Below are 20,377 nucleotides of genomic sequence, written 5' to 3' on the forward strand. Positions count from 1 at the left end.
GGGGCTTTTTGGCTCCGTTTTTGTGTTAAAGTTCCTTTTGGGAGTGATACACGTGACGCAGATGATCCCTCCTCACAACCTTGAAGCTGAGGAAGCTGTTTTAGGAAGCATATTGATCGACCCAAGTGTTGTAAACGATGTGATGGAAATCTTGAGGAACAACGATTTCTATTCAAAGAAGCATCAGGCTCTCTTCACAGTGATGGAAAGACTCTATGAAAGAGGAGACCCGATAGACATACTCTCAGTTTGTGAGGAACTCAAAAAGAGCGGACAGATGAAGTTCGTGGGCAGTGATCTTGATGTTGCAAAACTGGCAGAAACTGTGCCAACCTCTGCGCATGTTATGCACTATGCGAAAATAGTGAGAGACAAATCTATATTACGCAGTCTGATCGAGGCAGGGAGAAACATAGTTGAATCAGCTTATGGTGAAAAAGAAGTCGATGAAATCCTCGATGAAGCCGAACGTGTAGTTTTTGACATAGCAGAATCGCGGACAACTAAAACTTATGAACACATAGGCGCTATTATGCACCAAGTCTTTGAAAATCTCGAAGAGATGAGAACCAGGAGCACAAATGTCTTAGAACCGGGTGCGGTGGTGAGTGGGCTGCCAACTGGCTTGAAGTCGTTGGACAGACAGACAACAGGATTTCACAAATCAGATCTCGTCATCGTGGCTGCTCGTCCTTCGGTTGGTAAGACTGCCTTTGCTCTCACAATAGCGAGAAACATGGCTGTGAAGTTCAACCTTTCTGTTGGCCTGTTCAGCCTTGAGATGTCGAAGGAGCAGCTGGCTCAGAGGCTGCTGTGCACAGAGTCGAGAGTTGACCTTCATAAACTCAGAACCGGTTTTCTGACCAACGATGAATGGGAGAGATTGACGGTTGGGGCATCGCTTCTTTACAAAGCAAACCTCATCGTCGATGATGAACCCTCACTCGATCCAAGAACACTTCGAGCCAAAGCCAGGAGAATGAAAAGGGAGTACAACGTCGACGCAATTTTCATCGACTATCTTCAGCTAATGCACGTACGCGGGGGATTTTCCGAAAGCCGTCAACAGGAGATCTCTGAGATCTCAAGATCTCTAAAACTGCTCTCCAGAGAACTGAACATCGTAGTGGTAGCACTCTCTCAGCTCTCTCGTGCTGTAGAGGCAAGAGAGGATAAAAGACCAAGGCTGAGTGATTTGAGAGAATCTGGCGCTATTGAACAAGATGCAGACACGGTGATTTTCATCTACAGAGATGAATATTACAAGAAGAGTGATCGTATCCATGAGCCTCATGAAGCAGAGATAATCATAGGAAAGCAGAGAAATGGACCAATAGGAACGGTGATGCTCATGTTTGAACCAAAGACTGCCTCATTTTATGAAGTCGAACAGGTGGTCAGAGAATGACTAACCTACGCGTTGGTATTGGCATCGATAGACATCCTTTCAAGGAGGGTAGAAAATTAGTTCTTGGCGGTATTGAGATAGATTTCTTTCTCGGTCTTGATGGCCATTCTGATGCAGATGTTCTGTCTCATGCGATAATAGATTCTCTTCTTGGTGCAGCATCATTAGAAGACATAGGCAGTCACTTTCCAGAAACCAACGAGTGGAAGGATGTCTCAAGTCTAAAATTGCTTGAAAAAACAATTCAGTTGCTTAAAGATCATGGTTGGCAAATTGTCAACATCGATGCCATAGTTGTTACAGGTTTGATTAGACTGTCTCAGTACAGAGACCAGATGATCGAAAATCTTTCACGAACTATTGGAATACCAAAAGACTGCGTTGGGATCAAATTCAAGAGTTCAAATGGCCTTGGCTTTGAATCACAAGAAGGTATCTCAGCAACAGCAGTGTCTTTGATTTCACGGAACTCTTCCAATTGAAGATCTCTTTCCTTCGAGTACTTCTTGGGCTATTTTCAACAGCCATTCTTCATCCGAGAAAACTAAGACACCACTTCTCTTGAATGGTTGATTGACGTTTATCGCCCTCTCAGCCTTTCCAAGGAGGACAACAGCACCTTCGAGTGCCTTTCGGCGAACCTCTTGAAGGGTTGAAAGATCTACCTTCAAATCGACGTTGTTTCTTGGCAGCTTACCAGTTACTCTACCATCGGCAAAGACAAATACGCTCTCGTAACCTAAATCCGTCAGCTTTTTGATCTTTGATTCATCTTCTACAAGAACTGGATAGATGGCTTTTCTGCTGATAAGTGATCTGATGACATCCACATCCACATTGCCAAGACCGTTCAATATCGGTACAACACCACTGTTGAACAAACCTTCAGCAAGATAGGTGAGTACTTGACTCGTTATGAAAGCAGATCGAGAGATCTTCCCAAGAGGATCTGTGTCAGACTCGTCAAGTGTGTCAACAGTGCCAAAGACTAAATAATGAAAACCGTGAGATCTTGCCACCATTCCTGCAACAAAGCCAACATCTCTTGCTATCTCGAGATTCTGATTGCAACCAAGGCACAGCAAGCTGACATCATCTACCAATCTCTCTAAAGGAATTAGGAGTATCGAATCACCCGAAACTCTTTGCAGATCAAAGAAGATCTCAGCCGATAAGACCACGTTGGAGCATATCAAGAATAAAGATGCCAGGACCACCCTTTGTGTTTTCTTCAACGATGACATCTGCAACCTCCTTCAGCGCCTGTGTGCCATTGGCAACTGCCACCTTGAAACCCACCGCCTTGAGCAGCGGGATGTCGTTGTCGTTATCACCAAAGGCAACAGCATCTTTCAAATCCCAGTTATTGCATCTTGCGATCAGTTTAAGCGCTTCGCCTTTGTCAACTTGCGATGGAACAAAGTCCAGATAGTTGGCGAAAGACTTGAAGATCGAAAGTCCTTTAAAGGTTGCTCTGAGTTCACCTATGATTGAATCAAGCTTGACTGGATCGTCTATTGCCAGCAGTTTGGTAGCTCCTTTTTCACCAACTTCTCTGGCAAGATCTGAAACAACCGTCAACTCAATCTGAGAATGATCGCTGTAAGCTTTTGCAAATTCATTTTCTTCTTCGACAACGAGCTTGTCATCGATGTACGCCTGTCTGTGCATCTCGGCTTTCCTGAGAAATTCTACAACCGCCCGAGCTGTCGCTGGGTCTATCTTCACATCGAGTACCTTGCCAGCTTCTGGCAGCCACACTACAGAGCCGTTGTATGCGATCAATGGAAAGTCCTTTTGAAAGTATCGACGCAACAATTTGACTATCGATGGTAACATACGACCACTCGCGAAAACGATCTCTTTCCCTATTCTCATCAACTTCTCAATGGCTTCAACATTCGCCGGGTGTATGTTGTGTGTGTCTTGCAGAATAGTACCGTCCAAGTCAAAAACAAAGATCTTCAAGGTATCTCTCCTTCCATCCAGAGTCTCTCGAAATACTCATTGTATTGACGAGTAATGTGTTTATCCTTGAGAACTACCAAAAGCTCTGCATTACTAGTATAACCACTCTTTGTCGCGTTTGCCGAACCTGTCAACACCGTTCTCCCATCGATTATGAACAACTTGCTGTGAAGAGTGAAGTCTCTGATTACCCTTAGATCTATACCACCAAACGGCAGTTTCGACAAGGTCGAATTCTTGAAAAACCACTCGTCGATCAAGACTCTCACTCGAACTCCTCTACTGGAGAGTATCTTAAGCATTGCCCAAACCTGTGGGTGAGTCAATGCATACATCGCCACATCCAAGGTCTTCTTTGCCTTGCCAAGTTCACGCAGTACAGTATCAGCGATGAAGAGGTTGGTGATGAAAATCTTTGAATTACTCAGTTTCAGTCCTGTGTTTCTGCCTTCCCATAGATCATCAAAGAAACGCTGAAAAACCCATGCAATATCACCGTCTTCCAAGATGAGAAAATCGTTGAATGACTGAAAAAGACTGTGAACTGTGAAATTTGCAGAACCGAGCAACAGAACCTTTTCATCGATCACGATTACCTTCATGTGGAACAAAGAACTTTCAGCATCGATCTTCGCAGGTATTTGAGAATTAGTCAAAGGATTTTCACTGATTATTCTAACTGTTACGCCGCGTCTCACAGCATTTTCAAGAGCTTCCACTATCCTTGGCTCATCTATAGAAAAGGTGCATAGAGAAATGATCTGTTGCGCACTGTTGATCTGGTTAACAACCACATCACTGGACATGAGAGGAGTGAAGAAAACCTCTATGCCCAAAGCCACAAATGATATCATTGACAGTAGAATTAGGGTTGCTCGATATCGACTCATCAACACCGATTATACAGGAGTGATATGATGGTGAATGTAATAGATGAACGCATAATCCATATACTGACAGGACCGATAGGAACAAACACCTATGTGCTGAAGAATGATCCTATGATCGTCATCGATCCTGGTTATGGTGTGAAAGAGTTCGTTAGGGGTGAATGTATTGTCCTTTTGACGCACATGCATTTTGATCACATCTGCGGTCTGGAGGAAATCAAACCGCTGAAAGTTTACATCAGCAGGGCTGATCTGAACGGTTTACGCGATCCAAGGATGAACAAGTCAGATCTGTTCAGACGCAGTTTTTCTTACAACGGAGAGTGTGAGATACTGTCTGAAAAAATAGAGCTTGGTGAATGGCATTTCAGAGTTATAGAGACACCGGGACACACGATGGGGTCTGTAGTCTACGCAACTGAGAAATTCTTCTTCACCGGTGATACAATCTTCATGGAAAGCATAGGTAGAACAGATTTTCCTGAATCTGACGAAAACAAGATCTTTGAAAGCCTAAGAAAACTGGCAAGGATTTTCAAAGAAATCGATCAAAAAGCTTTTGTGCTCCCTGGTCATATGGAATTAGGCTTCGTCGGAGATCTTTTCGAGAAGAACTATTTTCTCAAGGAGGCTTCAATATGAGAAAAATCTTACTCCTGCTCGTTGTGCTTTCGCTTTCAAGTTGCATGCTCAGACCAGTCTATGTGCCACCGAGTGCTTACTCTCTGACATCAGCACTCAGATTGGCTCAAAATGGCTATGCTCTTATCTTTCTTGAAGAAATAGATGGATATGGTCCGATTGCGAAAAAAGGTTTGGTCGCAAGTTATATCAGGGGAGACTCAAGTTACCTGCTCTACGGTTTTAAGTTTCTCGGAGAGTCACCAAAGGATTATTGGAAAAAGGTGACTAAACAATATGGAACTTGGAATTCACGCACTTACATAGATCTCCCAAACAGTGGTCTGTACAGCGTTGCAAAGGAAGGCAAGTACGTCGTTGCTTGGTGGAGAGATGTATGGTTGTTCGTAGTTGAATCTTCTTCAAATGCTGAGAAGTTCGCAAACGAATTGATGGATGTCTTTGCGAGAATAGGAGGGGCAAGCAGATGGTGATCATCGCACACAGAGGTTATTCTGCAAAGTTTCTTGAAAACACCTTGAAGGCTTTCAAGAAAGCTTTTGAATTTGGTGCAGATGGCATTGAGCTCGATCTGAGAATGACGGCAGATAAAAATATAGTAGTCATACACGATGAAGACTTAGAAAGGCTCTTCGGCGTGAAAAAGAGAATCTGTGAGTTGACTCTGAGCGAGCTGAAAAGCTATACAAAAGAAGGTGAAAAGATCCCAACCTTCGAAGAGTTGCTCTCGATTGTTCCCAAGGGGAAGTTGTTGAATGCAGAGCTCAAAGAACCTCAAGTGGCTGAAGATGCAATAAGGTTGATCGGAGAATATTCCCTGCAGAAGGAAACGGTTATTTCATCTTTTCATCATGACTTGATAGCCAGATTGATAAAACAATACCCTCATATGAACTTCGGCTTCTTAGTTGGTGAAGAGTTGAAAAATGACCCAGTTCAGCTCATCAGAACCTTGTTAGAGTATAAGCCATACTCGATGCACCTACCACATCAGCTGGCTGACTATCCTCAATACTTCAACCTCATATGTGATCTGGTGAGGAGCCAAGGCGTGAAGATCTTCATCTGGACACTGGACGATCTACAAAAATATGAAAGGATCAAAGATAAGATAGACGCTGTCATCACCAACGACGTTGGAAGTTTTGTAGAACATATCAAGACGAAGAGATAACTTTCGACTGGAGAGAAAAGAATGAACAAACTGATCATCGCTTCACTTCTTGTGAGTGTGCTATGTTTTGGTTTTACCTTCAAATTCGATGGATGGATTGAATACGATTTTGACAAACCAACAGACGTGATAAAGTTCACAGTGAATGTGTCATCCTTCAACGTTGAGTTCACAACCAGTGGCGGATTCAAAAGAGACAACTTGGTGATTCCACCCTACGCTGATAAATTGTGGAACAACTATTGGTATTTCGATGAAGGTTTTTTGAGTTGGTCTTACGGACAGATGGGAGTACAATTAGGTGTCAAGCGCAACTCTGCAGGACCGGGCAATACATACAAACTTTTTCTTGAAGAAAAGGACTTTTCTTATCCTACTGTGCGTTTGCTTGCAAGCGGTGAGAAATTCAAGGTCGAGACATTGTGGGGCGGCTTGAGACTTTTCGAGAATGCTTCACAACCTGTCAAAGCACTTAACTACAGATCTCTTGCCTTTTTTCCTGTTGAGGGACTCGAGATAGCCTACGAAGATGCTGTCCTTTATTTGCACAGATTTTTCGATCCATATTATTTTTTGGTCCCAATACCAATTCCCGGTATACAGGAGTTTTGGCATTTGAACGCCCCTTGGGGGTATTCAACAACACAACTCGATGACAATTCCATGGTTGGAGCTTACGTCAAATACTCAGACAACAGATACTCTGTCTACGGTGAAATACTCTTGGACGACATCAACATGAACAGATTTCTGAACCCGGAAGGTTTTCAAAACCCAGACAAGATAGCTTTCTTAGTTGGCTTTACTGGAAAAAGTGGACCATATAAAGTGACCTTTGAAGTTGCAGGTGCAACTGCCTTCACTTTTGAAAGATCAACCTTCAGCAGACCTTACGAGTATGTGTACTTTGAAGGTTCCAATCTGCCAATCGAAAAGAACATGATCGGCTATCTACATGGTGAAAACAACATCGCGTGTTCGATTGCTCTGGAATACTCCAACAATGGCTGGTCTATAAGCACTCTCTATGAAGGGCTCATATACGGCACAAGGACACCTGAAAAGCCCTGGCACGATGGAACGATACCATCGGGCACACATTGGCTTGTCGGAGAACTGACATCGCAGTTTTCCTTCAAAGGTAGGGTTGCTTACACCTTTAAAGATCTGCCAGAGTATCTTGGAGAACTGACGGTGGGCTTTAGATTTGGATTCGTTGGTGAAAAACCATTCATCGGATTTGATCTATCATCTTTATTCGATGTGAATCTATGAGGAGGTGAAGCGATGAAAGGACTTGTTCTTTGTGCTGGCAAGGGGACAAGGCTCAGACCTTTGACCTATACTACGGCAAAACATCTCATTCCTGTGGCAAATAGACCTGTGATCGAGTACACGCTCGATTTTATGAAGGATGCCGGTGTCAGAGAAGTGGCAATAATAGTGAGCCCAGAAAACAAAGAGCTCTTTAAAGAAAATCTGAAAGACGGTGCAGCTCTCGGCATCTCAATAGAGTACATAGTCCAAGAACAACCAAAGGGCATAGCACATGCCGCATATCAAGCAAAGGAATTTGTGAAAGATGAGCCCTTTTTAATGGTTCTTGGTGATAATTTGATCTTTGAGGATATAAAACCAACCGTTGAGCAGTTCTTAAACACCCAGACAGATGCTGTTGTCCTCTTGGCACGGGTTGAAGACCCGAGGTCTTACGGCGTTGCTGTTCTGGAGAACGACAGAATAAAATACGTTGTCGAGAAACCCAAAGAACCACCGAGTGATCTTGCGATAGTAGGCGTTTACATGTTCAGAAAAGATGTCTTCAAAGCCATAGAGAACATCAAACCTTCTTGGAGAGGCGAACTTGAAATTACAGATGCCATAGGCTACCTCGTTCAGAACAACTATTCTGTTAAGGCACATGTGATAACAGGATGGTGGAAGGACACCGGAAAACCAGAGGATTTACTTGAAGCCAATAGAAAGATATTAGACAACATGAAGCAAACTGCAGTTCTTGCAAGTTTGGAAAGGAACAGTTCCATACAAGGTAGAGTCAGTATTGGCAAGGGCACGATCATCGCAGGTTCAGTCATCCGAGGACCTGCTGTGATAGGTGAAAACTGCAGGGTGATCAACTCATATGTTGGTCCATATACGGCTATTGGTAACAGCGTGTCTCTCGAAAACTGTGAGATCGAAAACTCCATTCTTATGGATTTGAGTAATGTGGCAAATGTCACAAGTAGGATAGATTCATCCATTCTCGGCAAAGGTGCAAAAGTCATTCAAAATGGTGGTGTGCCAAAGGTCGCAAGATTAGTCGTAGGAGATCTGAGCTTCATTCAATTTTAGAAAAGCCCCCACCGCAGGGGGCTTTTCTATTATTTGACTTTCACCCAACGTATAACCATTGGGCTCGCTATGTAAATGGAGGAGTATGTTCCAACCACTGAGCCTACAGTCATACCAAAAGCAAAAGGTTTTATAGCATTTCCTGCAAACAGAAGCAACACGAAAACCACGATAAAGGTTGTCAGCGACGTGTTTATACTCCTTGTAAAGACTTGATTTATGCTGTTGTTCACAGTAACAGCAATTTCTTTGCCTCTGTATTTTTTCATGTTCTCCCTTATTCTGTCGTAGACAACTATGGTGTTGTTCAAAGAATAACCGATCAACGTTAAGAGCGCAGCGACTGCCGGCACATTCAATTCATAGCTGAAGAATGAAAAGAAACCAAGCGTTATCACAACGTCGTGTACTAAAGCAAGAGTTGCACCGATACCAAAAACGAAATTGAACCTCAGGGTGATGTAGACAAGTATAGCTATCAACGTTATCAGTACTGCTCTCCAGGTCAACCTTCTGATCTCTTCAGCGGCTGAACCTCCAGTTTCGTTGAAAGAAACTACCTGTCCTTTGACGTTGCTATCAGAAAGTTTTTTCTCTATCGTCGATTGAAGAGCGTCCTTTTCTGTCACATCAAAGGTTTTCGTCACCGTTACTGAGAACTTTGTCACACCCTCGGGATCACCAACAGATCTAACTCTCGTAACCCGAGCCGATGAAAAATCATTAGAAATCTCGTTGAAAATCCTTCGCACATCGGCTTCTACAAAGGTTGACGATTCAACTCTCAAGATGATCTCAGAGCCACCCAAGAATTCGACACCAAAATTGAATCCCTTCGTAAAGATGGAAATAACACTTGCAGCAACCAAGATCAGGGAGATCGTTATGAAAATCATTCGCTTGCCTACGAAGTCCATGTGCATCATTGCTGAGCCCCCTTTGTTTCAACGACTGGTTTACGTAGCAAAGAACTAAAAGCATCTGTCAAGAGTCTCGAAAGGACTATGTTCACAAAAAAGCTTCCAACCACACCTATGATGAGTGTTGTGGCAAAACCTTTCACAGTACCAGTACCGAAATAATACAAGGCAAGACCAGCTATGATAGTCGTTAAGTTTGCGTCGAACAAGGTGATGAAAGATCTGCCAAATCCTGCTGCTATGGCTGCTTTAACGGACTTCCCTGCTTTTAACTCTTCTTTGATTCTCTCGGCAATAATGATATTCCCATCAACAGTTGTCCCTATCGTAAAGACAATACCTGCAATACCTGGAAGTGTCAGTATCGATCGCGTAGCAGCGAGCACACCAAGCAACAAGAAGGTGTTGTACAACAGTGCTATATCTGCAATAACACCTTGTATACCGTAGAAGACTATCATGTAGATGAACACAATTATCAACCCAACGATTCCTGCCAAGAGTGAAGTCCTCACGATGTCCGAACCAAGCAAAGGAGCCACCCAACCTGCTGAAACCTTTTCAAGTCGCACCGGTAATGCACCACTTCTCAGTATCGCAGCTAACTGTCTTGCTTCCTCAATCGAGAAATTCCCAGTGATCTCCGCTTTACCATCTGGTATCACAGAGATAACATAACCAGCAAACTGCACAACGTTGTCCAGAACTATCGCAAGCCGTTTCTCTCTGGCAGCTGCACTGCCTATAGAACCCTCTGGAACAACCAATTGTTGCGTGATTTTCTTGAACATCTCAGCATCTTTGCTTGCCAATTCAAAGGTCACTTTGTAACCAAATCTTCCTGCACGTGTTTCTGGTACAGGACTTGCCGTCACTATTTGTGGTGAGATCAACTTCAAGTCTTTGACGAGCATTATTTCCTGCCTAACGAGATACCATATCTTTCCTTCTCTTGCAGGAAGCCATTCTGCCCTCTTCACCCTTGCCAAATCTTTCAAAGTTGGATCAGTCTGTGGATCAACTTGAGTCTCCTCCAAAACCTGTCCAAAGTACATGACACCGGTTGAACCTAAAAGTTTTTCAGCCTTTGTCGTGTCAGTTGCAGCTGGAATCTCTATCACTATGAAAGAGTTGTTCTCCCTAAAAGCCTTTCTCACAGTGGCTTCAGTGTAACCTGCGGCGTCAAGCCTGTTTCTCAAGACCGTCCAAACATTGTCTACAACTTCGCTTGGATTCTCTACACCTTGTTCTACGTCAACTCTGTACTCCAAACGAGCCCCACCCTTGATATCAAGTCCCAAAGGTATACGCTGAAAGATTGCAGCCAAGCCTTTATAGGTCTGACCTTTACTTGGCCAAAGCAGTGCCAAAAAGGCCGCAAATATAACAGCGATTACGACTATCAATCTCACCCTGTCTGCTCTCATTGTGATGTTCCCTCCTCAGTTTTGTTCCTTGTCTTTGTCTTTTTCCTCCTGTCCTTTCTCCTCTTGCTTTGCTTCTTCTTTCAAAACCGTTGCTATTGCCCTTTTTGTGATCTCAAGCTCAGTCGTCATGGCTGTCTTGATCTTGATTGTGTCTTTCTTGATGTCTATGACCTTCCCAACTATGCCTCCAACAGTGATAACTGTGTCGCCACGTTTCATGTTAGAGACCATGTCACGGAACTGCTTTTCTCGTCTCCTCTGAGGCAGTATGATGAGAAAATAGAACATCGCAAAGAGGATAACCAACAGAAAGATAAAGCTAAAACCAGAACCTGTTGCCGTTGTTGAAGTTGGAGCACTACCAGTCGCACCTGGTGCTGCACTGTAGAGTATGTTCACCTCAAATACCTCCTTTTGAATTTTCAACCTTAGATGATTTTACCAGAACTGTGTAAATCATGGGAACAAAAATCAGTTGCAATCCCAAACCAACAAGTCCGGAGAGAAAGTCAACTGAAATTCTGATCGGTGCCTTGAACAGCCATATCGAGACCAATAGGACAATCTTCGAAGCAAAAAAGTCTAACAAGATCACCAAGTGAAGATTTTTGTTCCTTCTGTAAAGGAACGATGTCAAAAGGCTAACAGTCAGGGCTTCCAAGATTACGGGTCCTAAGAAACCAATCTCAGGTGATCCAACTGCCATAAAGCTTGTCATGGCTCCAAAGGCGGCGACTAAGCTCCCAACGATCGGACCATGAAGCAGCGTGGCAGTTAAAACTATGAAGATATTCGGCAAAAGCCATCGCTCTATAAGCGGCACACCAAAAAGTTGCAAGAAATATGAAACAGCCGTTGACAAAGACAACCACAGTAGAAATAAAGTGATCTTCTTATGCAAACTCTCACTCCTAAACGACATTCCTCTCGCGTACAATTCCTTTTTCAAACCTTTGCAAGTTCAGTTCACTTATGTCTACGTTCAAGGTTTTGCCGTGAATTATCATCTGAGCTATCGCCTCTCCCACCGCTGGTGCGAGCATGAAACCATGGCCACTGAAACCCACTGCATAGTAAAAGTTTGGTAGATTAGGCGCTTCACCGATGATAGGCTGTGCATCAGGTGACATATTGTAATGGCCAGACCAGTGTCTCACAATTCTCAATCTGCCCAAAAACGGGAAGATTTTTGTCATCTTTTTCGCCATGTCTTTTTCAAATCTGTAAGTAACGTTGTAGTTGATCTGAGGTTTTTCGTCCGGATCACCCTGACCCATTATGAAATGCCCATGCTTGGTCTGCCTCATGTAGAAGTTTCCCGAAAAACTTATAGCCATTGGATCAAAAAAGCTCTTTACAGCTTCGGTGACAAGTATCTGATGTCTATAACTTTCAGTCGGAAGATCAACACCAACCATCTTTCCTATCTCTTTTGAGTGAGCTCCGGCAGCGTTCACCAAGATTTGGCATCTTACAGTCCCTCTACTCGTGAGAACTTCAAAGTGGTCACCGAGTGCCTCTACTGCGACAACTTTCGTGTGTGTGAATAACTCAACTCCAAGCCGTTGTGCCGCCTTTGCATAAGCAAAGTTCGCAAGATGTGGGTTTGCATGTCCATCTGTTTGACAAAAAGTTGCCAGTTTCACACCATCTACTTTCAAGTATGGATATCTCTCTTTGACTTGGTTAGGTGAAAGTATCTGAACATCGAGTCCAAGCTCTTTTTGCATCTGAACATTTTTCTCAAACTCAGCAGCTTCTTTTTCGTCGTAGGAAAGAACTAAGTATCCACCTTGTTTGTACTCTATGTCCATGCTTGTCTCCTGTGACATTCTTTCGAACAGTTCAACGCTTCTCATTGCCAGTAGCACGTTGTTAACAGAACTCCACTGCTGTCTTATGCCACCAGCACACCTACCGGTTGAACCAGAACTCAGATAGTTTGCTTCAAAGAGTACAACGTCCTTCTCGCCAAACTTGGCAAGGTGATAGGCTATTGAACAACCAATTATTCCTCCGCCAACTATCGCCACTCTATATTCACTTTTCATTCTCGATCTCTCCCTTTACGATCGACTCGAATTTCACGGGCATTGAGGGTGGTCTGAATGTCCCAAAGCCAATCTCCTTCAGAGTTTTGCCTGTCTTTCTTGCAAGTATTCCAAGCACGATCGATCTGCAAGTTCTCCCACCACACGGTCCCATACCGACTCTCAAATATCTTCTTAGTTCTTCGTAATCTGTAAAACCTTCTTCTATAGCTCTCTCAACTTGATCAACTGTGATCTCTTCACATCTGCATACAAATGATTCAGTCTCTTTTGGAAGGCGAAAACTCCTAACAACTTCACCCATGCCAGCAGGCACACTCAGATGAACGAGATACGTTTTATTGGCTGATTTCACTACTCTCACAACTTGTGCTCGAGCAACTTCCCTTCCCTCACGGTCCAAAGCGATGACCTCTTGTCCCTTTTCGGGTAGAGGGAGAAACTCATATGGCATTATGACCAGATCTCTGTCGGGTTGAAAATTCTCCTGAACCAAAAAGATCGCAAGCCCAGGACATTTCATCACGCAAATGCCGCAACCAGTGCACTTTGAATAATCCACGATCGGTAAGCTGTTTATGTTCTCCGGCACTGTGATTGCTCCCGCAGGACAAGATGTCTGACATGGGTTACAGGGAATATTCTCATAGCACTCTATAACAGGCCTAAGTTTTCCAACAGGACCAAGGTCTTGTTGTGATGTCTTGGAGTAACTCATCATCTCTTGGGGAAAGAACCTCTCCAAACCCTTTCGAACCTTTTCTGAGAATGGTCCCGATCTGAACTCAACCAGTTCTTCTTGCATCCTCTCGATCTCTGAATCAAGGTTTTGCCCTGTAATCTCTTCAGCAACTTTCAACCCGGCAATCTTACCCTCTATCATAGCCGTTGTTGCTTCTTCAATACCTGCAAGATCTCCAGCCACGAAGATATTCTTGACATTCGTTCTCATCTCTCTGTCTCTATATGGAACATATCCTCCGAGTTCTGGAATATATTGGATCTGTACACCTGCCATCGATGCTAACTCAATCGAAGGCACAAGACCAACAGCAACGCAGATTACATCAACAGCAAATTCTTTCTCACTACCAGCGATTATGTTGTATTTTTCATCAACTTGAGCTATGACGGCACCTTCAACTTTCTCTTCTCCAATCGCTTCTTTGATGGTGTGTCTCAGAAGTATGGGAACGCCAAGCCTTTTCACCTTTCTTGCATGAACATCGTATCCACCAACCTTGTCTGCTATCTCCACGATCGCTTTGACCTCTGCGCCTGCTTGCAGCAGTTGGTACGAGACAATGAGACCTATGTTTCCAGAACCAATCATCAGAACTCTCTTACCTGGGAGAACTTTGAACTGGTTCATCAGTGTCTGCACAGCTCCAGCACCGTAAACACCTGGAAGGTGGTTGTTTTTGAAAGGAATAAAACGTTCACTCGCACCAACTGAAATGAGAATGTATTTGGGTTCTATCTCAAAAACTAAATCTTTCTCTCTATCGTAGGCGGTGATAATATCTTCGTAGATCCCTGTCACCGTTGTCTGAGTTTTGACGGTGACATTTTCGTTCAACTGAGAGATCAATTTCTTGGCTATCTCAAAACCTCTGACTGAAGCGTAAAATCCCTCGTGTCCAAAGAACTTGTGTGTCTGTTTAACCAACTGCCCACCCAATTCAACACCTTCATCAACAATCAAAGTCTTTACATCTCTCTTGCTCGTTTCAATCGCCGCACACAACCCTGCCGGTCCGCCTCCGATCACCAAGAAATCTGTCTTCACCATGTGACTTCACCTCTACCGATCTGCCTTCTGACCTTCATTCCCTCCTTCACAAGTGTGATACAACTTCGAACATTGGCAACTCCATCGACAATCATCAAGCACGAAGAACATTTGCCTATCGCACAGTAAAAGCCTCTTGGTTTTGAATGTTCTGTTTTTCCAAAAACATCAACACCGTTCGCAACGAGCGCAGCGGCTATCGTCTCACCTTCGAAGGCCTCCATTTCTCTGCCTTCGAAGTAGAACTTCAACACCTTTGGTTTTCCAACTTCCAAAATTGGATGAGCTTCAATCCTGCGCAAAGGCACCACCTCTCTTTGAAGAATTTGAAAGGGGACCAGAGCCCCCTTTTTTACAGATGTATTGGTCTTTCGACAACACCTTCTATGGCACCGAGCACCATCTCGCTCAGAGTTGGATGCGGGTGTATCGACTCTTCAAGCTCTCTTGCGCTCAGACCATTGCGTACTGCCACAACTCCCTCCATTATCATATCGGTTGCGGCAGGACCAACGATCGTCATTCCAAGGACCTTCAAAGTTTCTTTATCGGCAATAACCTTTGCAAAACCATCTTTTTCAAGAATCGTCCTTGCCCTGCCGTTGGCGCTCAGCGGGAATGAGAAGATCTTGATCTTCGAAGGATCAACATCTTTTTCGTGTAACCCAACACTCGCCACCTCTGGATTCGAAAATATCACACTGGGTACGGCTGAATAATCCATCTGTGCTTCTTCTCCACAGATATTCTTTGCCGCCACAACACCTTCGTACATCGCGACGTGTGCGAGCATTATCTGTCCTCTCACATCACCAATGGCATAGATGTTAGGAATATTCGTCTGCATCTTGTTGTTTGTCTTTATACCTCTCTGTATCTCGATGCCAAGTGCCTTGAGATCTTCACCTATCTTAGGCCTTCTTCCAACAGATATCAGAACCTTGTGCGCTGTTCTCTCGATCGTTCCTTGCGCTGTTTCTACAACACATTTGAAACCATTGTCCACTGGTTCGACATCGATCACCTTGGAAGACTCATATATCTCTACTCCCCTCTTTCTAAGAGTCTTGGCGACTACTTCAGCTACATCCTTATCCTCGGTAGGGAGTATGTGTTCCATGAGTTCGACGATCGTAACGGGTATCTTCAGAGTGGAGAAAAAGGTTGCAAACTCGACACCTATCACTCCACCACCAACTATCAAGATGCTCTGAGGAAGTGCTTCCATTGTAAAGACATCATCGCTGGTCCAAAGACCATCCAGTTTGTCAAAGGGAGATATCAGCGATGGGTAAGAACCAGTTGCAATGATTATGTTCTTCGTTTCGAACAACTTGTCTGCCACTCTCACAAGATTGTGTGACTCGACAGTTGCCTCACCGTTTATGAGCTCAACGTTGTATTTCTTCAGTAGATATTCAATGCCTTTTCTGGACATGGTGACAACCTTGTTCATGTGATTCTTGATTGCTGTGAAATCGTAAGACACACCTTCCACGTTTATACCAAGCTGCCTTGACTTCTCGACGATCTCTGAATAAAGATGTGCGCTACTCAGGAGCGCTTTTGTTGGGATGCAACCCCAGTTGGTGCAGGTACCACCAACGAACGATTTTTCTACCAGGGCAACCTTCTTACCCCTTTGTCCAAGTTTCACTGCAGCCACGTATCCACCAGGACCTGCGCCAATCACAACTGCATCGTACAAAACAATCACCTCCTGCGACATTGCAACAAAATTGTACCATCTTGCATGCACCAAGACAAATCTAACCAAAATAACTCGGAAAATCTCGTAGATCTATCGTCTTTAAGAAGGTGTTCACACATAGTTCATAATAACTCGCACAGAGTTTGTCATAAAATATGCGTGTATTATCAAATATGGGAGGATTGATAAAATGAAACTGTCTTTGAAATGGTACGTGCTGATCTTGAGTGTCTTGCTGATTGTAGTGCCAGTTTTTCTGTTTTTCTCTGTGTCATTGAAGAGCACTCAAGATCTTGCAAGTCAACTCACTGAAAAAATGTACAAAGACAAGCTCAACGGTGCAGTAGAGGTCTTGAGAGAATACGCAAAGTACGAATACGGCACTTTGCGCCTGCAAGATTCACAACTGGTTGACAAAGACGGTAAACCCATCAAAGACAGATTCGAAGCCGTTGACAGAATAAGCAAACAGATGAACGTAGTTGCAACGATCTTTCAGGCTCAAGGTGATGATTTTCTGCGAGTAACCACTTCCATTCGAAAAGACGACGGCACAAGGGCAATTGGAACATACCTTGGAAAGGACAGCGCCGCGTACAAACCCATTGTTCAAAAGCAAAGATACCTCGGAGAAGCGAAAATACTCGGAAAAGACTATGCAACGTGTTATGATCCTATTTTAGACGAGAAAGGGAATGTCATAGGTATCTTCTTCGTAGGAACACCCAAAGGCGAGATTGATGCGCTCATTCTAAAGGCAAGAAACGATTTCCTTCAAAGGTCGATCTTGCTCATCGTAATCTTGGCAGCTGTAGGTTCATTTGCAGCAACTTTCCTTATGAACAGCATTTTGATAAAACCTTTTGCAATCATATCTCATACTGTTGAGAAAGTTTCTCAAGGCGATCTGAACTATCGTATATCAAAGAATTTCAGAACTAAAGAATTCACTAAACTAGCTGAAGAACTCACACATATGAGTGAAAAACTCACAGCTTTGGTGAAAACCATCTTTGACAGCTCACATAAGGTTTCAGCATCAGTTGAAGAACTCGTATCAACCTCCCATGAAGTCAGCGCTACGAGTGAAGAACTTGCCTCACAGATGGAAGAGGTGAACAAATCTGCACAGAACGCATCTGCATCGATACAAGAGGTAACCAGTGGAATAGAAGAAGTGGCAGCCAGTGCACAGAATGTATCAAAGTCTGCACAAGAATTGACAGAGAAAGCTTCACAGGTGAACAATGCAGCGAAAGAAGGGGAAAAGGCAGTACAGTCGATAGTACAGATAATCGCACAGACGAAGGAAAAGTCACAGCAGACAGAGAAGGCAGTCAAAGAACTGAGTGAGAGGGCAAAGAACATAGGAGAGATAGTACAGACGATAAACTCCATAGCAGAGCAGACGAATCTATTGGCGTTGAACGCAGCGATAGAGGCAGCGAGGGCAGGAGAAGCAGGAAGAGGCTTTGCTGTAGTAGCAGACGAGATAAGAAAGCTTGCAGAGGAGAGTAAAAAGGCAACAGACAAGATAGGGCAGATCTTGAATCAGATACAACAAGGGGCACAGCAGGCGAGTGTAGCGACGAACGAGACGGTGAATGTAGTAGAGAAGGCTGCAGAACAATCAGAGGTAGTTAGTGAAAGGCTAACGAACATACTAAAGCAAGTAGAGAGTATAACGAGTCAGATAGAGAGTTTGGCGGCAAGTTCACAAGAGCAGAGTGCAGCGGCAGAAGAGATGAGCAGTGCGATGGACACAGCTACAAAATCGATAACAGCGATAGCACAGCAGGTAGAAGAGATGACAGCGGCTGTGAAACAACAAGCAGACTCAAGTCAAAATGTGAGCGGTGCTTCAGAAGAGCTAAGTTCGATTGCGCAAACTTTAGCTGAACAGGTCAGGACCTTTAAAATTTGAACCAGAAGCCCGAGTTCCATCTCGGGCTTCTTTAAACTCTCAAGCAAGCTCTCGCTTCGGCTGAAAATAGGGATTTAAAGCTTTTTGAGTTTCTCCATGTTAGTCTTGTATAAGTTCTATTTCAAGCTTTCTGAGTGAAGATCTTCAAGTTATCGATAGATTTTTCTCTCTAACAAAGCTTTTGCACCGAGTGTTAGTTTTTTGCATTTTCGTATATTATATATTGGAACAAAAAGGCGCCTACCAAGATCTTGGTGAAAGAAAGACCACGTAATAGGCATAGGTCTACCCCTTTGGTACTGCCACACCTTAGTTATAAGTGTGCATGCCGTTGCAAAGAGATTCTGGCATGAGAATTCTATCTTGTGGTGGGTTGATGGTGGGAAGATCTATGTCTTATTGTTACTTGCCAAGACGTACCTCAGATTGTTCTTCTTTGCATAGTACATTGCAGCATCGGCAATTCTGACCAGTTGATCGAGTTCACAGGCATCGTTTGGATAGACAGAAACACCTACATTCCCTTTAACATTGAAAACCTTCTCGTCCACCGCCATAGGTTCTTCTATCGTTTGAAAGATCTTCCCCAGTAAGTGATCTGTATTAGATTCATCAAAGTCATAGAGCAAGACCACGAATTCATCCCCGCCAAATCTCGAAACCAAATCACTCTGTCTCAAAGCTTTCATCAATCTCAAACCAACAGTTCTCAAAACAAAATCACCCATCTGATGGCTGAATTTGTCGTTAATCGCTTTGAAGTTGGACAAGTCTAAGAACAGCACCGCTACTCTCTTGGCTTCCCTCTTTGCCAATGACAGAAGTTTCTCTCCGTATTCCGCAAATCCCCTTCTGTTGAGCAAACCAGTGAGTGGATCATGATTGTAGAAATACTCCATCATTCTCTGCTGCTCAAAAATCCTTTCCTCGTATCTCAATCTGGTAAAGACTTCCGAAAGATTGTTCGCAAAGAGTGTTGCGATGAAAAGTGAATCTTTGTCAAAGGCATTTTCTCTGTCGAAGTTGTCCAGATTGAGAGTCAAAACAATCTCGTCTTCGATCCTAAATCCTACGCTCAGTGTACACATTATCTCATCTATCCTGCCTGCCTTTTTCAGAACCTCGAATAACCCCACGTTACTCTTATCAATTCTGAGCAGATCATTCCTTTTCTTTATAGGCTTTTCCAACCACTTTGAATGCTGAGAGGGAGAAAACTCTATCTTTGAAAGTTCTTCGATATCGTACCCTATTGCAGCGACATAGAAGTGTTTGTCGCCGTTTTTTATTAAAATACTACCGGCTTGCGAGTTTGGTACAACCTGCAAAGCCTTTTCCAAAATCAACTGAAAAAGTTGCTGCCTATCCTTCCCGCTCAAAAAATGTGCCGAAATTGAGATCAGAGCCTCGTTGAGATTTCTCAACTTCTCTTCCGCAGAAAGCCTTCGCCTGAAATCGATTGCCAAAATTACTAAATAGGAAGCAAGTCCTACGAGTGCAGACATAAGAACGGAAGAACCATTCATGATAGGTTCTGTGAAAGCGTACTTCAAGCCGTAGGCAAAATCTTCACCCTCAGAAGCAATACGCAGATCTTTGATACCGAGTAAATCGAGTACCCTTTGAGCATCCACAGTCAGAAGCACAACAACAGAATCTGAACGGATCTTGCCAGAATCGTCGTAAACCCCAAGATGTATTAGAATCTTCTTGCTTGCAGATAGGATTCTTACGGCACCAAAATCATCTGAAAAATGAACAACTTCAACTGCCTCAACCAGTGGCAAAGAGTTCTTGAACTCCTCAAGCCAAAAGTCGATCTTCTCTGATGAGCCAAAGCTCAATATTTCGTAAACGACAGACTCATGAAGTTGAGACAAACTCACATTTCTTGCGTAGTCATCCACAAATCTGATCAAGTTGTTCGCCGATTCCTTGGCATGCAGTCGTGCGCTCGCCCTGTCGTGAAGATACACTGTAGCAAGTACAAGTAAAAAGACCAGGACAGCGACCAAGATTGGGAAGGTTCTTGGCATATCTCATCACCACACCCATACTGGATGAAAAACAAACCACCTAAATTAATATTACACCTTATTGGTGTCGAAAAATGTT

The 20,377-nt window shown here is 43.6% G+C and carries 20 protein-coding genes; 8 read left to right on the forward strand and 12 right to left on the reverse strand.

Annotated features, from left to right (window positions below):
• Positions 1–61: 61 nt before the first annotated feature.
• Positions 62–1,408, forward strand: coding sequence for a replicative DNA helicase (dnaB, locus tag ACSFC1_RS07605; protein WP_435566013.1), 1,347 nt, complete (start codon positions 62–64; stop codon positions 1,406–1,408).
• Entirely contained in the window at positions 1,405–1,890 is a 486-nt protein-coding gene (ispF, locus tag ACSFC1_RS07610) for a 2-C-methyl-D-erythritol 2,4-cyclodiphosphate synthase (RefSeq protein ID WP_435565501.1), read from the forward strand. Before dnaB ends, ispF begins: the two co-directional genes overlap by 4 nt.
• Here the strand turns inward: ispF and ACSFC1_RS07615 are convergent.
• The 3 genes from ACSFC1_RS07615 to ACSFC1_RS07625 are packed head-to-tail and all read right to left on the reverse strand — an operon-like array spanning position 1,870 to position 4,266.
• Positions 1,870–2,652: a hypothetical protein gene (locus ACSFC1_RS07615; RefSeq protein WP_435565502.1), complete on the reverse strand. Its 783-nt coding sequence runs from the start codon at positions 2,650–2,652 to the stop codon at positions 1,870–1,872. The genes ispF and ACSFC1_RS07615 overlap by 21 nt on opposite strands.
• Positions 2,573–3,376 (reverse strand): Cof-type HAD-IIB family hydrolase, encoded by an 804-nt coding sequence (locus ACSFC1_RS07620; RefSeq protein ID WP_435565503.1) that lies wholly within the window; start codon positions 3,374–3,376, stop codon positions 2,573–2,575. Before ACSFC1_RS07620 ends, ACSFC1_RS07615 begins: the two co-directional genes overlap by 80 nt.
• On the reverse strand, positions 3,373–4,266 hold the full coding sequence (locus ACSFC1_RS07625) for a phospholipase D-like domain-containing protein (RefSeq protein WP_435565504.1): 894 nt from the start codon (positions 4,264–4,266) through the stop codon (positions 3,373–3,375). Before ACSFC1_RS07625 ends, ACSFC1_RS07620 begins: the two co-directional genes overlap by 4 nt.
• A 27-nt stretch (positions 4,267–4,293) precedes the next feature.
• On the opposite strand from ACSFC1_RS07625, the gene ACSFC1_RS07630 reads away from it, so the two are divergent.
• From ACSFC1_RS07630 to ACSFC1_RS07650, 5 genes are read left to right on the forward strand one after another with little or no spacing between them, the layout of a single operon-like run.
• Positions 4,294–4,908 (forward strand): MBL fold metallo-hydrolase, encoded by a 615-nt coding sequence (locus ACSFC1_RS07630; protein ID WP_435565505.1) that lies wholly within the window; start codon positions 4,294–4,296, stop codon positions 4,906–4,908.
• Positions 4,905–5,381 (forward strand): DUF3242 domain-containing protein, encoded by a 477-nt coding sequence (locus tag ACSFC1_RS07635; RefSeq protein WP_435565506.1) that lies wholly within the window; start codon positions 4,905–4,907, stop codon positions 5,379–5,381. Before ACSFC1_RS07630 ends, ACSFC1_RS07635 begins: the two co-directional genes overlap by 4 nt.
• Positions 5,375–6,082 (forward strand): glycerophosphodiester phosphodiesterase family protein, encoded by a 708-nt coding sequence (locus tag ACSFC1_RS07640; protein WP_435565507.1) that lies wholly within the window; start codon positions 5,375–5,377, stop codon positions 6,080–6,082. Before ACSFC1_RS07635 ends, ACSFC1_RS07640 begins: the two co-directional genes overlap by 7 nt.
• A 21-nt stretch (positions 6,083–6,103) precedes the next feature.
• The gene (locus tag ACSFC1_RS07645) at positions 6,104–7,357 is read left to right on the forward strand and encodes a hypothetical protein (protein ID WP_435565508.1); all 1,254 of its coding nucleotides are present in this window, start codon (positions 6,104–6,106) and stop codon (positions 7,355–7,357) included.
• Between the two features lie 12 nt (positions 7,358–7,369).
• A complete protein-coding gene (locus ACSFC1_RS07650) occupies positions 7,370–8,437 on the forward strand; it encodes a glucose-1-phosphate thymidylyltransferase (protein ID WP_435565509.1) in 1,068 nt (355 codons plus the stop codon).
• 29 nt (positions 8,438–8,466) lie between these two features.
• On the opposite strand, the gene secF is transcribed toward ACSFC1_RS07650, so the two are convergent.
• Genes secF through lpdA form a run of 8 tightly spaced genes read right to left on the reverse strand, consistent with a single transcriptional unit; the run spans position 8,467 to position 16,335 of the window.
• Positions 8,467–9,363, reverse strand: coding sequence for a protein translocase subunit SecF (gene secF / locus ACSFC1_RS07655; RefSeq protein WP_435565510.1), 897 nt, complete (start codon positions 9,361–9,363; stop codon positions 8,467–8,469).
• The gene (secD, locus tag ACSFC1_RS07660) at positions 9,360–10,784 is read right to left on the reverse strand and encodes a protein translocase subunit SecD (RefSeq protein WP_435565511.1); all 1,425 of its coding nucleotides are present in this window, start codon (positions 10,782–10,784) and stop codon (positions 9,360–9,362) included. Before secD ends, secF begins: the two co-directional genes overlap by 4 nt.
• A 15-nt stretch (positions 10,785–10,799) precedes the next feature.
• On the reverse strand, positions 10,800–11,183 hold the full coding sequence (yajC, locus tag ACSFC1_RS07665; RefSeq protein WP_435565512.1) for a preprotein translocase subunit YajC: 384 nt from the start codon (positions 11,181–11,183) through the stop codon (positions 10,800–10,802).
• A 1-nt stretch (position 11,184) separates the two neighbouring features.
• A complete protein-coding gene (locus ACSFC1_RS07670; protein WP_435565513.1) occupies positions 11,185–11,685 on the reverse strand; it encodes a hypothetical protein in 501 nt (166 codons plus the stop codon).
• A gap of 10 nt (positions 11,686–11,695) precedes the next feature.
• Positions 11,696–12,835 carry an NAD(P)/FAD-dependent oxidoreductase gene (locus tag ACSFC1_RS07675; RefSeq protein ID WP_435565514.1) on the reverse strand — a complete coding sequence of 380 codons (1,140 nt, stop codon included), beginning with the start codon at positions 12,833–12,835 and terminating at the stop codon, positions 11,696–11,698.
• Positions 12,825–14,627, reverse strand: a complete 1,803-nt coding sequence (locus ACSFC1_RS07680) for an FAD-dependent oxidoreductase (protein ID WP_435565515.1) — start codon at positions 14,625–14,627, stop codon at positions 12,825–12,827. The genes ACSFC1_RS07675 and ACSFC1_RS07680 overlap by 11 nt, the downstream gene beginning before the upstream one ends.
• A complete protein-coding gene (locus tag ACSFC1_RS07685; RefSeq protein WP_435565516.1) occupies positions 14,621–14,929 on the reverse strand; it encodes a (2Fe-2S)-binding protein in 309 nt (102 codons plus the stop codon). Before ACSFC1_RS07685 ends, ACSFC1_RS07680 begins: the two co-directional genes overlap by 7 nt.
• Positions 14,930–14,979: 50 nt before the next feature.
• The gene (lpdA, locus tag ACSFC1_RS07690; protein ID WP_435565517.1) at positions 14,980–16,335 is read right to left on the reverse strand and encodes a dihydrolipoyl dehydrogenase; all 1,356 of its coding nucleotides are present in this window, start codon (positions 16,333–16,335) and stop codon (positions 14,980–14,982) included.
• A 193-nt stretch (positions 16,336–16,528) separates the two neighbouring features.
• Here lpdA and ACSFC1_RS07695 point away from each other — a divergent pair, with 193 nt between their 5' ends.
• Entirely contained in the window at positions 16,529–18,262 is a 1,734-nt protein-coding gene (locus tag ACSFC1_RS07695) for a methyl-accepting chemotaxis protein (RefSeq protein ID WP_435565518.1), read from the forward strand.
• 389 nt (positions 18,263–18,651) lie between these two features.
• On the opposite strand, the gene ACSFC1_RS07700 is transcribed toward ACSFC1_RS07695, so the two are convergent.
• Positions 18,652–20,298 carry a sensor domain-containing diguanylate cyclase gene (locus tag ACSFC1_RS07700; RefSeq protein WP_435565519.1) on the reverse strand — a complete coding sequence of 549 codons (1,647 nt, stop codon included), beginning with the start codon at positions 20,296–20,298 and terminating at the stop codon, positions 18,652–18,654.
• Between the last annotated feature and the right edge of the window lie 79 nt (positions 20,299–20,377).

This window comes from Pseudothermotoga sp. U03pept, assembly GCF_051235805.1.
Classification (GTDB): Bacteria; Thermotogota; Thermotogae; order Thermotogales; family DSM-5069; genus Pseudothermotoga_B.

Bases quoted from the DNA above. Each gene is read 5' to 3' on its own strand.
- ACSFC1_RS07645 (WP_435565508.1), top strand. From the start codon at position 6,104: ATGAACAAACTGATCATCGCTTCACTTCTTGTGAGTGTGCTATGTTTT.
- ACSFC1_RS07650 (WP_435565509.1), top strand. From the start codon at position 7,370: ATGAAAGGACTTGTTCTTTGTGCTGGCAAGGGGACAAGGCTCAGACCT.
- ACSFC1_RS07635 (WP_435565506.1), top strand. From the start codon at position 4,905: ATGAGAAAAATCTTACTCCTGCTCGTTGTGCTTTCGCTTTCAAGTTGC.
- ACSFC1_RS07675 (WP_435565514.1), bottom strand. From the start codon at position 12,835: ATGAAAAGTGAATATAGAGTGGCGATAGTTGGCGGAGGAATAATTGGT.
- secD (WP_435565511.1), bottom strand. From the start codon at position 10,784: ATGAGAGCAGACAGGGTGAGATTGATAGTCGTAATCGCTGTTATATTT.
- ACSFC1_RS07625 (WP_435565504.1), bottom strand. From the start codon at position 4,266: ATGAGTCGATATCGAGCAACCCTAATTCTACTGTCAATGATATCATTT.
- ACSFC1_RS07700 (WP_435565519.1), bottom strand. From the start codon at position 20,298: ATGCCAAGAACCTTCCCAATCTTGGTCGCTGTCCTGGTCTTTTTACTT.
- ispF (WP_435565501.1), top strand. From the start codon at position 1,405: ATGACTAACCTACGCGTTGGTATTGGCATCGATAGACATCCTTTCAAG.
- ACSFC1_RS07640 (WP_435565507.1), top strand. From the start codon at position 5,375: ATGGTGATCATCGCACACAGAGGTTATTCTGCAAAGTTTCTTGAAAAC.
- ACSFC1_RS07680 (WP_435565515.1), bottom strand. From the start codon at position 14,627: ATGGTGAAGACAGATTTCTTGGTGATCGGAGGCGGACCGGCAGGGTTG.
- secF (WP_435565510.1), bottom strand. From the start codon at position 9,363: ATGATGCACATGGACTTCGTAGGCAAGCGAATGATTTTCATAACGATC.
- ACSFC1_RS07615 (WP_435565502.1), bottom strand. From the start codon at position 2,652: ATGTCATCGTTGAAGAAAACACAAAGGGTGGTCCTGGCATCTTTATTC.
- ACSFC1_RS07630 (WP_435565505.1), top strand. From the start codon at position 4,294: ATGGTGAATGTAATAGATGAACGCATAATCCATATACTGACAGGACCG.
- ACSFC1_RS07695 (WP_435565518.1), top strand. From the start codon at position 16,529: ATGAAACTGTCTTTGAAATGGTACGTGCTGATCTTGAGTGTCTTGCTG.
- dnaB (WP_435566013.1), top strand. From the start codon at position 62: ATGATCCCTCCTCACAACCTTGAAGCTGAGGAAGCTGTTTTAGGAAGC.